This window comes from Solidesulfovibrio carbinolicus, assembly GCF_004135975.1.
In the GTDB taxonomy this organism is placed as follows: Bacteria; Desulfobacterota; Desulfovibrionia; order Desulfovibrionales; family Desulfovibrionaceae; genus Solidesulfovibrio; species Solidesulfovibrio carbinolicus.
Window position 1 is genome coordinate 1,363,341 of record NZ_CP026538.1, and the last position, 14,994, is coordinate 1,378,334.

Genomic DNA, 14,994 nt, shown 5'->3' on the forward strand with positions numbered 1-14,994 from the left:
CCCTTCGGCGAAGGCCTCGGCTTCTCAAAAGCCCTATCCTCATGAATTTTAGACAAATCCCCGGGCCTCTGGCCCCTTTTTCATTTTCCAGGCGAAAAAATTTCGAATTCTTCCATGCATTTTCCACATACTTTTGCCTTGGTTTGAAGCGCATTGCCACAGATCGGGCACAAATGCGCTGTAACCTCTAAAAAAACATCTAAAATGCTCACGCTTGCAGAATTGCTCATTCCAAGACACAGACCGCCCTCATTCCCGACATGAAGATTGCAAATGTCAATTTCCAATCCGGTTCGCTCAAAAGCGGTCAAGGCATTTTCAAGTGCTCCGATCCAACCGTTGGGCACCTGGATTGACACTCGACCATTTTTTCTTGCTGTTTGGAAAAAATGAGGAAATTTTTCAACGGTGTCCCTCATGTTTAAAGGAATTACCTTTTTTTGCTCTTCCTCGTGTTCTTCGTAATCGTCTTCATTAAAACGGTATCTGTGAGAAATTCTTCCGGGAACTTGAGGCACTTCGACAGTTTTGATTTTTTCCTGATTATCTTTGTCTCTTCTCTCCATGATTTCAAAAATCATTTCTAAACTTGACGTGTCATCCTGTTCTTTCATATTTTTCTTCACAACAACTGGAGCTTCGTCGGCCAGCTCTTTTTTTAAAAGATCATGCGATTCTTGCATAGTCTCAACATATTGCAAATGACGTCGCGTTTTATCATCAAATTTAACGACAAAAGTTTTCCCAGGATCAAGTTCATTCAAAAAAATGGCTTGATTGTATCTACGAACAATTTCATGCGAAACTGGATCGTCGCAATAAAAAAACAGTCTATTGTTGATGTTATTAAGAAATTCCATCACGGCCGCACCACTCGCCCCTCGGCTTTGCAAAGAAGAAACTGATTGCGTGCTTACAATTGAAATATTTCGATACTCTCTTGATTTTGCAGCAAACGCATTATCATTATATCTATTTCCAGGATAAAAATCACAAAGTTCCTGAAACTCGTCTCCGATGAAAAAAGTGTATTCACCTTCCCCTAGTTTCAAGCCATTTTCAAAAACCGCTTTATAATATGCACTCAAAACATATCTTGACAACCAAGGCCCGACTTGCCCCGAAGTTCCATCAAATTTTAGCACTAGAATTTTCTTTTGTCCATAAATCCAATCGACAATATCAAGGCCAAAGCCGTTTGTTGCAAAATTTTGAACAATGGAATCATTTTGCAGGAATTCAGTCAATCCATTTCGAATTGCCGTCAACCGCCACGTCGTTTGTTCATTGTAAGTGTTGTTCCCGCTTCTTTTCGTGTCATAAACCATCGGATTAAAATTATCTGATGTCACGCGATTCACAAAGTCTTTTTCCTCTTTATTGTCTTTATTAAAAGAATTTTTCTTGTAAAATTCAAACATTCTTGCCGCTAGGGGCCAATTGTTCAGCAAATCAACCAATGCTCTTAAATTTGGCTTAATTTCATCGTGCTTTTCATGAATATATCGCAACAGAACAATAATCTCAGTTGCAATATTAATTCCTTTGGCGTGCCAGTCTAAATTCATCGATGACGTGCCAAACTGGAATGTCGCGATAATTGTCAGCAATTCTCGAACTTGTGTAATTGTCAAATTATTTAGCAAATCAACTCTTAATGCGTTCGCGCCTGACCCAAGTTCGATAATATCATCAATACGGCCACGTTTTTTCGCTAAAACACGAACTTGGTCCGTTAAGTTGCCTTTAATATCGATAATAATACCGCCATGGCCTCTTTCAATCAAATTTCCAACAGCCGGTAGAATGACGCTCGTGGTTTTTCCAGTGCCCGTACTTCCTAGAATAAGTGTATTATAACAGGCTTCCGGCTCGGAAATTGAAATCCCGCTGTCAAATCTGACAATAGCATCTTCTGCAGGCTCGATTTTGACTTGAACAGGAGCCTTGGCGCAAAATCCGATGGGAGCCATGGGAACCTCGATGTTTTGAGGGAAGGTCATTTTTAGAGCAACTGTGCCCTGGAATTTTTTTTAGAGCACACCTGACTTAAAAGCAAGAAAAAAATAGAGCACACCTGCATTGATTTTTTTGGGGACAAATTTTAGAGATGGGGTATGCAAATGACGCTTGGTGAGATTGTGGACGTAATCCGCTGCCAATTGCCCCGCCAGCGGACTGGCGGGGGAAAAGGCTGGTTGCTGTGCCAGGAAGTGGCCCAGGCCAATTTTGAGGCGATTTCAGGCCTTGTCGAGGGTGGTAGTGAAAATGTGTGGATTGAGCTTGATCCTGATGGAAAACAGAGGAAATATTTGATTCAGAGCGGGGACGTCCTTTTTTCGTTTAGGGGCACGGGAGGCACTTTAGGACAAGTTGGGCTATATATCGGCCAAAAAGATGATAATGTGGTTTGTGGGCAGAGTTTGTGCATTTTGCGGCCGAAAAATGTTGATGTTATTTGGTTCTATCATTTTATGAGAAAGAAGGAGATTCGAGACAAAATATTGTCAATGGCTTCTGGTGATCGTCTTATGACTATCAACTTGAGCAATTTAAGAGATTTTTTGGTAGAAATGCCCACGGATAGAGATATTTTGGAGGTTTATGAAAAACACACAAGAATTTTGGAAATGCATGAACAAATGAATATTTTAAGGAAAGAGTTAATTGAGTTGATGCAATAAAAAAAGGCTGGCAAGCGCCAGCCTTTTCCGTTGCTTAAACATCAAAGTTACATGCCCGGGGCGGGCGAGCAATTCTCTTCTTCACCTTTCTTCGCCTCTTCCTTCAGTTCCGCTACAAACTCTTGAAGCTCCGGATTAGCGACGTTAATCCCCAGGCCGACCGCAATTTTTGCGCTTTCTTCGCAAAAGTCGGAATCGCCTTGGATTTGCAGGGGTTTTCCTGGATGACTTCTTGAAACCAGCTCAAGAGTGGCAAGCATGATCTTCTGATGTCGGTTTCCCGGAAAATGCGATGTACGAGCCAGTGTTTACAAAGACCGGGGGCGCATTTTGTTCAGAGGCTTCGTTGTAATAAGCAATTCCAATAATATCCCCGTTCTGAAACTCCCTGCTGTGATAACCCAGAATTTTTATGGCCTTGGGAATTTTCCCGAAATTTGGTTTCGGCTCTGACCAAAGTCCAAAAATCTTCTGTTGCTTCCTCATGCTAGTCATTTTTGGCTCTCCACTTTTCTTCAACTTCAATTTCAATTTTGATCCTTCTAATGCAATTCAAAAATGTAGACAGGCTAATTTTTAGGTTCAAGGAGTCATAAATTGCTGAATACGGCACTCCCTGGGCTTTTAAAGAAACGATCTTGTCAAACATGCTTTTTACAATAATTCTGTCTGGTATTTCGTAATTTGTTTCTAAATTTTTTAACGCTTTGTCTGCTATTCCAATTTTGGATTCAATTTGTCTAATTTCATCTTTACTGTGCAGTTTTAGCAAATTTGCAACTGAATCGACTAGCATTTTGGTTTTGGTATTCATGAGGTTCTCCTCTTTGATGCAATGGCTTGTCTGCATAATAACAGTAACTTCATCCTTTGCAACATTATTATACAAAATTATAGTTTGTGAAAAAAATTACTTAGGAATGTTGCATGAGTAAATCTTGACGGTAAATTGAGTCATGATACAACAAACCCATGCAATATCGAAGAGGCCAGTCTGCCCTCAGTCCCACTGCGCTGTCGCTTGTGTTCCTGGGGCATCCTGGCCGGGGTTGCACCCCTGGACCCGCGAACTACCTGCTTGAATTTATGGATGAAAATACCGCATGATGAGCTTGTGATGAGGAAATAACAAGTTCATAATGTGTTTATGACGAGTCTGTAACGAAGAAATGACGAGCTTTTGATGAGCCCATGATGAGAAAATGACGCACTTTTGATGAGCAAGAAGAAAGACTAGGAGAGGAATGTCATGAAGCCGATCAATCGAATCAATGATTTTAAAGAAGCCCTAAAAAGCATTGTTTTTTCAGGGATGTCTTCTAAAAGAAAATCTTTGGTCCTTTATGGCGTTATTATGAGACTGAAAGATGAAGGCGGCTATTCGCTCGAATCAATCGACAAAATACTAATGGAACACAAAATCAAGGGAAAATGGACAATGACAAAATTCCTTCGTTTAGCAACTGAATCTAACGAAGAAATTGACTCCTATGCTTTTGAAAAAGAAATTGTTTCGATTGTTAGCAATCAGAACAAAGCTGGAATTGGCTCAAATCCGAGCGTTAAAAATGTCATTGTTGTTTCAGCGAAGGAAGAAACTGTTGCCGTTAAACAGCATGAAGCTTCAAAAGAAGATGACAATATGAATCCAGGCTTAAAATTTTACATGAGTAGACCACAGCGCCCAATTTTAGGACTTAAATCTGACACAGCATCGTCATCTCAAGCTGTTTCCGTTGAACAAATAGAAAATACTGGAAAGAGCGAAGGTTCTGAGCTTTATGATAAAATTCATCCCAAGCGTTTTTCATTAAGTAAAAGATAGAGAGGCCACTAGTATGCCAAAATACCCAAACCAGCTTCGCACAAAAGTTTCTGATCGCGAGCTTCAAATAATCACTAAAAATGCTGAAAAATCCGGTCTTTCTGTTTGCGCATATCTTCGCGAACGTGCAGTCGGAAATCCTGTTCAATCTCTCACAGACGCATCCACGGCTCTTTCAATCGATAAATTTGGCAGAATGCTTAAAAATCTTCAATTCCATGGTCCACTCGCCGAAATTGTCGTTGCGGAGCTTCGAGAGTTAAAAGATTTCATGAAGTCCGGTTCAAGCCATGAAAATCAAAAAGATTAAAACTTCAGATGGAAAGCCTCGTAATCTGCGAGCTACCGTCCAATATTTGCTTTCTTCAAGTGATTCTAGCGAACCACTTGAAGAAGAGGATTTTAGCGAGGATTTTGGCAATAGTCCTGTTTCGGAAGTTTCTGGCAAACGTGTTGTTGCAATCGGGTCGGTAAATACGTGGGACGGCGATTTTGAGGGCGGACACAAAGAAATCAAAGAAATTGATAAAAAATACAGGGGGGATGGGGATTCCATTGGTCATTATATGCTTGCTTGGCGACCGGGCGAGATTCCGACTTTTGAGCAAAAGATGGAAGCAATCCAACTCACTCTCAAAAATTTAGGTTTTTCAGATCATCCGACATTATGGGTTGAACACGGCGACAAACCGCATCTACATATTCATCTTGTTGTGTCTCGAATCGATACAAATTCCCCGAAACCACAAATCGGTGGAACTGGCGCTTCTATTCGATCAAAATCAATGCGAAATGGTCAAATCCGTTTGCGTGACAATGAAGAATTGAGTTTAGCTAAAGCCGAAGCGGAAATTTGTAGAGAGCAAGGATGGGAACCGACACCAAATGCTCTTTTTGGCTTTGATTTAGAGCCGATTGTACGTGAACACAATAAAAACGAATTAAAATTACGTCCACGTATTCTAACTTACGAAGCTTTGCATAATAAGCCCCACCCTGCGCGAATTCTAGCCAATACCGCAATAGATGTTCTTAAAGACGCCAGTTCTTGGCAACAAGTGCATGAACTTCTTGCACAGAAGGGTATTTCTCTTGAGCGAGTCAAAAAAGGCAAGGAACAGCGCGAAGGCGCTTTTTTGCAATCCGGACGCACATCTTTAAGATTATCTGCATTGCCGTCTGAATTTTCACTGAAAAATCTCGATATTCGCTTTGGAAAACCAGTTCCAGATCAAGAAAAGCCGGAACCTTCATTTGCAGGCGAACTTGCGTTACATATTGTCGCTGAAAAACCGATTTTAGAAAAATATTCACTTCAGCAGATCAAAAATGTTCTTAAAAAAAGTGTTTCAGATGCACTTTCGTGGAAAGATTTTCTAAATGATTTGAAACGTGAAAATTGGAGTGTTGAACGGGCTGGGGGTGGCGCTTTGATATTTGCGGGCGAACACCGAATCAAATTTTCGCAAATTCCTGGAAAAAATAGCTATTCTAAACTTTGCTCCAAATTTGGACAGACAATTGAAGAAGCTGGACTTTCTGATGATCTTTTGAGTATTATTCATTATCATGAAGCAATTTCGCCAAAAACAGAAATCAAAGAAGTTTTCAATATTGAATCGGAAGTTGTTTATAATGAGACTGCAGTTGTTCATAAAGAGTTGAATTTGCCTCGTTCAAAACAAGACAAGAAAACTCAAGAAAATGGAATACAAGGTGAAATATCTCTAAAACCTAAAATTACTTTTGAAGCTCAAGGCATCATTATAAAAAGTATGAATCGTGATAAATCAATAGAAGATACTTTAGATCGGCTTTCTGAAGCCGGGTTTGCTGTTGAATTGAAAACGTTCGATGGGGATCATGATTGCAAATACGTTTATGGCTTCAATATTCAAAAAAATGAGACTTCAATTTCTTTGAGCAGCCTTTCCAATGATTGCAACAAGCTGTCAAAAATTGGAGAAGCTTTTAGTGAAAAATACACTAAACCGATTCCTCTTCATTATAATGGCAAAAGTGCAACATCTGATATTTCGCTGATTAAAAAGATTTTCACAGCTTTGAAGCAAGCCATTACAAAAATAGTTTATTTTGAAATAACTTCAAAACCAAAAACAGTTTTCAATCTCGAGACTTTGAACATTTTAAGCGTTGCTCAAACAAGGTCAGTGATTGACTCTCAACAAGCCACCTTTAACGCTCTTCGTCTTCAATGCACTCAAAAACCCGATTCAGGAGACCGTCATGGAATTCGACAATAAATTCATGGAACGTGCCAAGTCTGCTCTTGTTGATTATCTTGATAACTACGATTTGCCAACAGATCATGTTGAAACCATTTTTGAACACATTGAAGGCAGGGAGGATATATTGGGTCCGGTTTGCTCTCGTTGTGAAAATGCCGAGCCAAACATAGATATTGTCGACAATTCAATGGAGGAGCCTTGGTGGTATTTGATTAATATTTCGTGTAGATGCGCCATGACGTGTAAAGAATACACGTCATGCCAGTTGTATTACGATAAAAATGGAAAAACAATTAATCCAGGGGATAAAGAACGCTACCCCACAAGCGTTGTTCATAAAGCTGGTTGCGTTCATTTCAGTTCAAAAAGCGCTTAAGTATCTGTATCGATCTAGAGCTTCTTGGACTGTTTCGCCCTGTGCAAGTCATGCTGCCTTTGCGACCAAAAAATTTCAACGAACAATGGACGTTAGCGAAGAATATTGCTGAGTTGCCTTCCGCGACTGTGAACATTGCGGTCATGTCCAAGCCGCACATCTCGCCACGCGCTGGGTCTTGATCGTTCCGTCCTGCGCCATGGGACAGCCTCGGGCGAGCGCCGCCGTCGCCACTAGACTGTGGAACGAGAGAGAACTCCCAGACACGGCAGACCAGCGCCAGCACATAGTGTTTCCACGTGGTGGCTGAGCGGCTTGTGCTCCTTTTCTCGATCTCTCCGCACAAAGTCGGCACTAATCGGCACAAACCGATTGATTTTGGCAATTCATCAAGATAGTTCCGCTAATGAATCTGCGAAACTGAATCATGGTTTCGGGCTTCCCGGTGGCTTCCGGGTATCTACCGAAAACATGATAAACGAAAGGCGTAAGCTATGGACGAGCGATGGCTGACAGTTGATGACATTTGCAAATATTTGAATGTAAGCAACGAGACGGTCTATAAATGGATCGAACAACGGGCCATGCCCGGGCATCGTGTCGGCCGTCGTTGGATGTTCAAGCAAGATGAGGTTGATGTATGGGTCCGCTCCGGCGGTGCGGCTGACAAAATCGACAGGCCGGAAACTTAGTAATTAAGGAGCGACCGTGGTCGAACCGATACGCGACAAAATAAAACGATCCCTCCTGTCAGCCGAAGGACTCTATCATCGCCTGGTACTCCTGGTGGGAGAAGCCGGTTCCGGAAAGACCGGCGTTCTTCGGGAAGTTGCTGAGGATTTCGGCTCATCCGTCGTCAACGTTAATCTGTCGCTTTCAAGCGAACTGCTTGAGCTGACGGCGAGGCAGCGGTCACTTCGGTTGCCAAGCATCCTCGACCAGATCGTGGACCAGGCTCAGTCACCCGTAGTGCTGGATAACCTCGAGATTCTCTTCGACAAGGACCTGCAGCAGGACCCCTTGCGCTTGCTGCAGGGCATTTCGAGAAACCGGGTTGTGGTAGTTTCTTGGCACGGAACCATAGATTCCGGGAGACTTTTGTACGCCGAAACCGGCCATCCCGAGTACCGCAGCTATGACTCGGTCGATGCGCTGATTGTGAGTATGGATGGCGCAGCAACGGTCGATTGGGCAACAGACAATAGAGGGGCAGGACAAGCGTGAAATACGGAGATCTTATCCAATTCGATCCGATTGAGACGGTCGTTCAGTTACGTGACGCGGATAGATCGAGCGCCGCGCACACCCTCGTGAACACCTATGTCATCTCCGAGGAAATGGCAGAACGGCTCACCCAGCTTGTCATTCCTCAGATGCAGTTCGACCAGCCGGTCGACAACAAGGGCTTGCTGGTCGTCGGTAATTACGGCACCGGTAAATCTCACTTGATGTCGGTGGTTTCCAGCCTTGCCGCAGACGTCTCCCTGCTGGAAGGGCTAAATAACGTTGGTGTCCGTGATGCGGCTGCTCAAATCGCCGGGCGTTTCAAGGTCATCCGTACCGAGATAGGAGCCACCACCATGTCCCTGCGTGACATCCTGGTGGCGGAACTGGAAGAGCATCTCGAAAAACTCGGCGTAGAATATGTGTTCCCCGAAGCCGGGACCATCACCAGCCACAAACGGGCCTTCGAAGACATGATGGCTAAGTTTGGCGAGGTTTTCCCCGAGCACGGCCTGCTGCTGGTGGTCGATGAGCTGCTCGACTACCTGCGCACCCGCAAGGACCAGGAACTGATCCTCGACCTCAACTTCCTCCGTGAGATCGGCGAGATCTGCAAGGACCTACGCTTCCGCTTCATGGCCGGTGTTCAAGAAGCCATTTTCGACAGCCCTCGCTTCGCCTTTGTCGCCGACAGCATCCGCCGGGTGAAGGACCGCTTCGAGCAGATCCTTATCGCCCGCAGCGACGTGAAATTCGTCGTGGCCGAGCGTCTGCTCAAAAAGACCGCCGAACAGCAGGCCAAGATCCGCGACTACTTGATGCCATTTGCCAAATACTACGGCGGACTCAACGAGCGCATGGACGAGTTCGTCCGGCTTTTTCCGGTGCATCCTGATTACATCGACACCTTCGAACGCGTCACCGTTGTGGAAAAGCGCGAAGTGCTCAAGACCCTTTCCATGGGCATGAAAGGTATCCTTGGCAAGGTCGTGCCACAGGATGAGCCTGGCCTGATAGCTTTCGACAGCTACTGGAACACACTCAAACAAAACGCCTCGTTCCGGGCCATTCCCGAAATCCGGGCAGTCATCGATTGCAGCCAGGTGCTGGAATCTCGCATCGAAAACGCCATCACCCGCAAGCAATACAAGCCGATGGCGCTACGACTAATCCATGCGCTGTCCGTCCACCGCCTCACAACCGGCGACATCTATGCCCCCATGGGCGCATCCGCCGAGGAGCTGCGCGACCGCCTCTGCCTGTTCGATCCTCTGATCGCCGAGCTGGGCAGCGACGAGCCCGACAAGGATCTCCAGACCCATGTGGAAACGGTTCTGCGCGAGATCCACAAAACCGTTAGTGGCCAGTTCATCTCCTTCAATGCCGACAACCGCCAATTCTATCTCGACCTGAAGAAGACCGACGACTTCGATGCTCTGATTGATAAGCGGGCCGAAAGTCTGGGCCAGCCTCAACTCGACCGCATCTATTACGAGGCGCTCAAGCGGGCGATGGAATGCCAGGACGCCACTTACGTTACCGGCTACAAAATCTGGCAGCATGAATTGTTATGGCATGAACATAAGGCTGCCCGAACCGGCTACCTCTTTTTCGGCGCTCCGAATGAGCGATCTACCGTCGTGCCACAGCGGGACTTCTACCTATACTTCATTCAGCCCAATGATCCGCCACGCTTCAAGGACAACAAAGTCAACGACGAGGTTTTCTTCCGCCTGAAAGGCACCGATGAGGAGTTCCAGACTGCACTGAAGAGTTATGCGGCCGCTCTGGACCTTGCAGGCACCGCATCGGGGCACGCCAAGGCCACCTATGAATCGAAAGCCAACGGTTTCCTGAAGAGGCTGGTCCAGTGGCTACAGAAGCACATGAGCGATGCCTTCGAGGTCACCTATCAGGGGCGCGCCAAATCCATGACTGAATGGGCGAAGGGCAAATCCATCCGGGACCTGTCCGGCCTGTCGCCCCACGAGACCATCAACTTTCGCGACCTCGTTAACACCATCGCCGGTGTCTGCCTGGCTCCGAATTTCGAGAACCAAGCCCCGGACTACCCGTTCTTCTCGGTCCTGATCACCGGCAACAACCGCGCCCAGGCTGCGCAAGACGCCCTGCGGGCCATCGCCGGGCAGAACCGCACCAAGCAGGCCACCGCCGTGCTGGACGCCCTGGAACTGCTCGACGGCGAGAAGATCGCCCCCCACAAGTCGAAGTACACCAAGTTCATCCTTGATGCCGTCAAAGCCAAGGGCCAAGGCCAGGTAGTGAACCGCAGCGAGATAATCCAGGACGACCACGGGCTTGAATACATGAACCCGGGCGGTTCGCGTCTGGAACCTGAATGGGTGAGCGTCCTGTTGGCGGCGCTGGTCTATTCTGGCGACATCGTGCTCTCCATCCTGGGCAAGAAAATTGACGCCACCGGGCTGCAGCTACTTGCCGCAACCAGCATGGACGAGCTGGTCCGCTTCAAGCACCTGGAGCAGCCCAAGGAATGGAACCTGCCCGCGCTCAAGGCGCTGTTCGAAATCCTTGGCCTACCCTCTGGATACCCACAACTCATCACAAAAGGGGACGACACCCCTGTTATTCAGATGCTTGATTGCGTGGGCAAGATCGTCAAGCGCATTGTTATGACCCAGCAGACCCTGCGCGAAGGGCTCTCCTTCTGGGGCCTGGACCTGCTCGCGGGAACCGACCTGGCCAGCCAGACCAGCGGACTGGACGAGGCCAAGGGCTTCTTTGAATCGCTCCAGGCCTATTCCTCGCCGGGGAAGCTGAAGAACTTCCGCTACAGCGCTCCCGAAGTGCTGGCCCACGAAAAGGCCGTGAAGGCCCTGGATGAGCTGGACGCCCTGCGCGAGTTCATCATGGACCACAGCCCGACGGCGTCCTGGCTCTCCACCGCCGAGGCGGTACTGCCTGCCGACCATGACTGGGTGGATCGCATGAAGACCACCCGGCAGGACGTGCTCGATGCCCTCAAGCAGGTCGACCTGACCGAGCTGGCCAGCCAGTCCCAGTCCATCGGGGCCAAACTGCAAAAGCTGAAGAAGGATTACACCGTCGCCTACATCGGCCTGCACACCAAGGCCCGGCTGGGCGTGAACGACGACAAGCGCAAAGCGGGCCTGCTCAACGACCAGCGCCTGCAAACCCTGCTCAAGCTGGCCGGTATCGATCTGATGCCTCGGCAGCAGCTCACCGATTACCAGAATCGTCTGGCAGGGCTGAAAAGCTGCTTCACCCTGACCGAGCAAAACCTCGAAGCCTCGCCGATCTGCCCACATTGTGGGTTCCGGCCGTCGGTGGAACCCCGTGCGGCAGCAGGCTCGCAGATGATCAACCAGATGGACGCCCAGCTCGACGCCATGGTGACGGCCTGGACTTCCACCATCCTCAGTAACTTGGAGGACCCGATCACCCAGGCCAACATGAACCTGCTGAAGATCGATGACCGCGAACCGCTGGAAGCCTTCATCAAGTCGAAGGAACTGCCGGTGCCGCTTGGCAGCAACTTTGTCCACGCTCTGAAAGAGGTGCTCTCCGGTCTGGTCAAGGTCACGGTCAAGGCCCATGAGCTACAACATGCTCTGCAGGTCACCGACGGCCCGGCCACCCCAGCGGAGATGAAGAAACGCTTTGAGGTGTACATTGATCAACTCACCAAGGGCAAGGACCCGGCCAAGGTGCGGATCGTCATGGAATAAGAGTGACTAAGCGAGTGACCAACTCCGACGAGCTTGGTCACCAACGAAGTGACCAAGCTGAGAAACAAGACGCCATCAAGGATTATGAAAATGAAAGAAACCAGTTTGTTCGATTCGCTGCTTGAAGAGCCGCAGCAGCCCTCCGGCCCGGTGGCTTGTCTTGGCATGACGTTCGAGAACGACGAAGCCCGCCGCGCCCATTTTACCCAGGAGTTGCGCGAGAAGCTGAGAGACCCAGATTTCCGCAAGATCGAAGGCTTTCCCATCGGCAGCGACGAGGACATTCTGAACCTGAGCGATCCGCCGTATTACACCGCCTGCCCGAACCCGTGGATTGCCGATTTCATAGCTGAATGGGAGGCGCAGAAGCCGATACAGCCTGAAGGATATCACTACCACCGTGAGCCTTTTGCGGCCGATGTGAGTGAGGGCAAGAACGACCCAGTTTATAACGCGCACTCCTACCATACCAAAGTGCCGCACAAGGCCATCATGCGTTACATCCTCCACTACACAGAACCAGGGCATATCGTTCTGGATGGATTCTGCGGCACCGGCATGACGGGTGTGGCCGCCCAGATGTGTGGTGAAAGCGAAGTGGTAAGGTCGCTCGGGTATCAGGTGAAGCCGGACGGGACCATTTTGCAGGAAGAGACTGGTGAAGGTACCAAGAAGGCTTGGACTCCATTTTCTAGGCTGGGTGCTCGCAATGGCATTTTGAATGATCTTTCTCCTGCCGCGACTTTCATAACTGCAAGTCTGAATAGAACAGAAAATACCAAAGTATTTATCCAGTATTCACGAAAAATACTTGAAGATGTAAGGAACGAATGCGGTTGGATGTTTGAGACAGCCCACGGCGGGAGTAAACAGAAAGGCAATATTAACTATGTGATTTGGTCTGATGTGCTGCTTTGTACTGAATGCGGTGAGGAGTTTGTCTACTGGAATGAAGCAGTTCAACACGAAAATAATCACGTCAACAAACAATACGTGTGCCCACATTGCTCCTTTGAATTAACCAGACGTGAACTTGAGCGTAAAGTGGAAACAATATTTGATGTCGAGATTGGCAAAGGTATAACTCGACCAAAGCAGGTTCCCGTTCTAATTAATTATTCTGTAGGAAAAAAGCGCTTTGAAAAATCACCAGATGATTTTGACATTGAACTAGTGAGAAATTTAGAAAACAGGGCAGTTCCCTATTCACTTCCGACGGAACTCATGATGTTTAAGGGAACGGAATGGGGGGACCTTTTTAGAGGCTATCATATTGGCACAACGCATGTTCACCATTTTTACACGAAACGTAATCGCTGGATACTTTCTTCGATTTTCGCTCGGATAAATGAATGCCCTAAGCCAATTAGGGGTCTTCTTACCGCATGGTTTACAGGCTCACAATCAAGATTGACAAGACTGAATCGCTATATGCCTGATCATGGCCGTCATGTGGGTCCATTGTCCGGTACTTATTACATGAGCTCTCTGCCTACAGAGATTTCTCCTTTTTATTTCTTTGCTTCAAAAATTTCTGATTTTTCTCAAATAGGCGTGCCCGCTTCACATGCGGTCGCTATATCCACAAATTCAACAACAAGATTACAAGTTCCCGATGCTTGTGTTGATTATATTTTCACAGACCCTCCTTTTGGCGACAACCTACCGTATTCAGAGCTTAACTTTTTGTGGGAATCATGGCTACGCGTTTATACGCAGAACACCGATGAGGCAATAGTGAGTAAAATTCAACGAAAAAGTACCCTGGAATATATGCATCTCATGGAGCAATGTTTCAGAGAATATTATAGAGTGCTCAAGGCAGGACGATGGATTACTGTTGAATTTCATAATTCCAAAAATTCTATATGGAATGCCATACAGGGGGCGATGGGGCATGCAGGATTTGTGATCTCCGATGTTCGAACGTTAGACAAGAAGAAAGGGACTACCAAACAGCTATCTTATATGAGTGGCGCGGTGAAACAAGATTTAGTTCTCACTGCTTATAAGCCTAATGGAGGGCTTGAAGATAGATTTAAACTCGAGGCCGGCACTGAGGATGGTGTCTGGGATTTTGTTAGTACGCATCTGAAGAATCTTCCTGTTTTTGTTATAAAACATGGTCAAATAGAAGCTATTTCAGAACGACAGCATTACTTGCTTTTTGATCGAATGGTTGCTTTTCACGTGCAACGAGGTGTGTCTATTCCTTTGTCTGCTTCTGAATTTTACTCTGGCCTCACACAACGTTTTTCAGAGCGAGATGGAATGTATTTTTTAGCAGAACAGGTTGCGGAATACGACAAAAGACGCTTGACAGTTACTCAAGTCACTCAACTTCAGCTCTTTGTCTCTGACGAAGCATCCGCACGACAGTGGCTTATAGAAGAACTGAAAGACAAGCCGCAGACTTTTCAAGAAATTCACCCTCATTTCATGAAGCAACTTGGTGGATGGAATAAGAATGAAACGCCTTTGGAGCTTTTGATTTTGTTGGAGCAGAACTTCTTGCGCTACGACGGCAAAGGCCCCGTGCCCGGGCAGATCCACTCCTATCTTTCCTCCAATTGGAAAGAGCTGCGTAACCTGCCCAAGGATGACCCGACCCTAGTCGCCAAGGCGCGTGACCGCTGGTACCTGCCTGATCCCACCAAGGCTGGCGACCTTGAAAAACTGCGCGAGAAGGCATTGCTCAAAGAGTTCGAAGAATACAAGGACGCCAAGAAAAAGCTCAAGGTTTTCCGTCTGGAAGCTGTCCGCGCCGGATTTAAGAAGGCCTGGCAGGAACGCGACTACGCCGTCATCGTCGCCGTTGCCGATAAGATCCCCAACAACGTCCTGGAAGAAGACCCCAAACTGCTCATGTGGTACGATCAGGCAGTAACACGGATGGGAGGGGAATAGC

At 47.1% G+C, this 14,994-nt stretch carries 12 protein-coding genes; 9 read left to right on the top strand and 3 right to left on the bottom strand.

Annotated elements, in window-relative coordinates:
* Positions 1-80: 80 nt before the first annotated feature.
* Positions 81-1,973, bottom strand: a complete 1,893-nt coding sequence (locus tag C3Y92_RS06010) for a type IV secretory system conjugative DNA transfer family protein (RefSeq protein WP_129350626.1) — start codon at positions 1,971-1,973, stop codon at positions 81-83.
* A 144-nt stretch (positions 1,974-2,117) separates the two neighbouring features.
* On the opposite strand from C3Y92_RS06010, the gene C3Y92_RS06015 reads away from it, so the two are divergent.
* Positions 2,118-2,684 (top strand): restriction endonuclease subunit S, encoded by a 567-nt coding sequence (locus tag C3Y92_RS06015; protein WP_129350630.1) that lies wholly within the window; start codon positions 2,118-2,120, stop codon positions 2,682-2,684.
* 47 nt (positions 2,685-2,731) lie between these two features.
* Here C3Y92_RS06015 and C3Y92_RS06020 read toward each other — a convergent pair whose 3' ends face one another.
* On the bottom strand, positions 2,732-2,944 hold the full coding sequence (locus C3Y92_RS06020; RefSeq protein WP_129350633.1) for a hypothetical protein: 213 nt from the start codon (positions 2,942-2,944) through the stop codon (positions 2,732-2,734).
* A gap of 227 nt (positions 2,945-3,171) precedes the next feature.
* On the bottom strand, positions 3,172-3,498 hold the full coding sequence (locus C3Y92_RS06030) for a hypothetical protein (protein WP_129350641.1): 327 nt from the start codon (positions 3,496-3,498) through the stop codon (positions 3,172-3,174).
* A gap of 435 nt (positions 3,499-3,933) precedes the next feature.
* Between C3Y92_RS06030 and C3Y92_RS06035 the strand changes: the two genes are divergently transcribed.
* The 8 genes from C3Y92_RS06035 to C3Y92_RS06070 all read left to right on the top strand — a co-directional run bounded on the left by C3Y92_RS06035 (position 3,934) and on the right by C3Y92_RS06070 (position 14,993).
* Positions 3,934-4,509 carry a hypothetical protein gene (locus C3Y92_RS06035; protein ID WP_129350644.1) on the top strand — a complete coding sequence of 192 codons (576 nt, stop codon included), beginning with the start codon at positions 3,934-3,936 and terminating at the stop codon, positions 4,507-4,509.
* 13 nt (positions 4,510-4,522) lie between these two features.
* A complete protein-coding gene (locus C3Y92_RS06040; protein WP_129350647.1) occupies positions 4,523-4,819 on the top strand; it encodes a plasmid mobilization protein in 297 nt (98 codons plus the stop codon).
* A complete protein-coding gene (locus C3Y92_RS06045) occupies positions 4,800-6,773 on the top strand; it encodes a relaxase/mobilization nuclease domain-containing protein (RefSeq protein ID WP_129350650.1) in 1,974 nt (657 codons plus the stop codon). Before C3Y92_RS06040 ends, C3Y92_RS06045 begins: the two co-directional genes overlap by 20 nt.
* A complete protein-coding gene (locus C3Y92_RS06050; protein ID WP_129350654.1) occupies positions 6,757-7,134 on the top strand; it encodes a hypothetical protein in 378 nt (125 codons plus the stop codon). Before C3Y92_RS06045 ends, C3Y92_RS06050 begins: the two co-directional genes overlap by 17 nt.
* 494 nt (positions 7,135-7,628) lie before the next feature.
* A complete protein-coding gene (locus C3Y92_RS06055; protein WP_129350658.1) occupies positions 7,629-7,826 on the top strand; it encodes a helix-turn-helix domain-containing protein in 198 nt (65 codons plus the stop codon).
* A 16-nt stretch (positions 7,827-7,842) separates the two neighbouring features.
* Positions 7,843-8,358, top strand: a complete 516-nt coding sequence (brxF, locus tag C3Y92_RS06060; RefSeq protein WP_129350661.1) for a BREX-3 system P-loop-containing protein BrxF — start codon at positions 7,843-7,845, stop codon at positions 8,356-8,358.
* Positions 8,355-12,086 carry a DUF6079 family protein gene (locus tag C3Y92_RS06065; RefSeq protein ID WP_129350664.1) on the top strand — a complete coding sequence of 1,244 codons (3,732 nt, stop codon included), beginning with the start codon at positions 8,355-8,357 and terminating at the stop codon, positions 12,084-12,086. Before brxF ends, C3Y92_RS06065 begins: the two co-directional genes overlap by 4 nt.
* A gap of 90 nt (positions 12,087-12,176) precedes the next feature.
* Positions 12,177-14,993 carry a DNA methyltransferase gene (locus tag C3Y92_RS06070; RefSeq protein WP_207214029.1) on the top strand — a complete coding sequence of 939 codons (2,817 nt, stop codon included), beginning with the start codon at positions 12,177-12,179 and terminating at the stop codon, positions 14,991-14,993.
* The last annotated feature ends 1 nt before the right edge of the window (position 14,994 follow it).

Excerpts from the sequence above, each read along its gene's own strand:
- C3Y92_RS06010 (WP_129350626.1), bottom strand. The coding sequence starts at position 1,973 with ATGGCTCCCATCGGATTTTGCGCCAAGGCTCCTGTTCAAGTCAAAATC.
- C3Y92_RS06015 (WP_129350630.1), top strand. The coding sequence starts at position 2,118 with ATGCAAATGACGCTTGGTGAGATTGTGGACGTAATCCGCTGCCAATTG.
- C3Y92_RS06020 (WP_129350633.1), bottom strand. The coding sequence starts at position 2,944 with ATGCTTGCCACTCTTGAGCTGGTTTCAAGAAGTCATCCAGGAAAACCC.
- C3Y92_RS06030 (WP_129350641.1), bottom strand. The coding sequence starts at position 3,498 with ATGAATACCAAAACCAAAATGCTAGTCGATTCAGTTGCAAATTTGCTA.
- C3Y92_RS06035 (WP_129350644.1), top strand. The coding sequence starts at position 3,934 with ATGAAGCCGATCAATCGAATCAATGATTTTAAAGAAGCCCTAAAAAGC.
- C3Y92_RS06040 (WP_129350647.1), top strand. The coding sequence starts at position 4,523 with ATGCCAAAATACCCAAACCAGCTTCGCACAAAAGTTTCTGATCGCGAG.
- C3Y92_RS06045 (WP_129350650.1), top strand. The coding sequence starts at position 4,800 with ATGAAAATCAAAAAGATTAAAACTTCAGATGGAAAGCCTCGTAATCTG.
- C3Y92_RS06050 (WP_129350654.1), top strand. The coding sequence starts at position 6,757 with ATGGAATTCGACAATAAATTCATGGAACGTGCCAAGTCTGCTCTTGTT.
- C3Y92_RS06055 (WP_129350658.1), top strand. The coding sequence starts at position 7,629 with ATGGACGAGCGATGGCTGACAGTTGATGACATTTGCAAATATTTGAAT.
- C3Y92_RS06070 (WP_207214029.1), top strand. The coding sequence starts at position 12,177 with ATGAAAGAAACCAGTTTGTTCGATTCGCTGCTTGAAGAGCCGCAGCAG.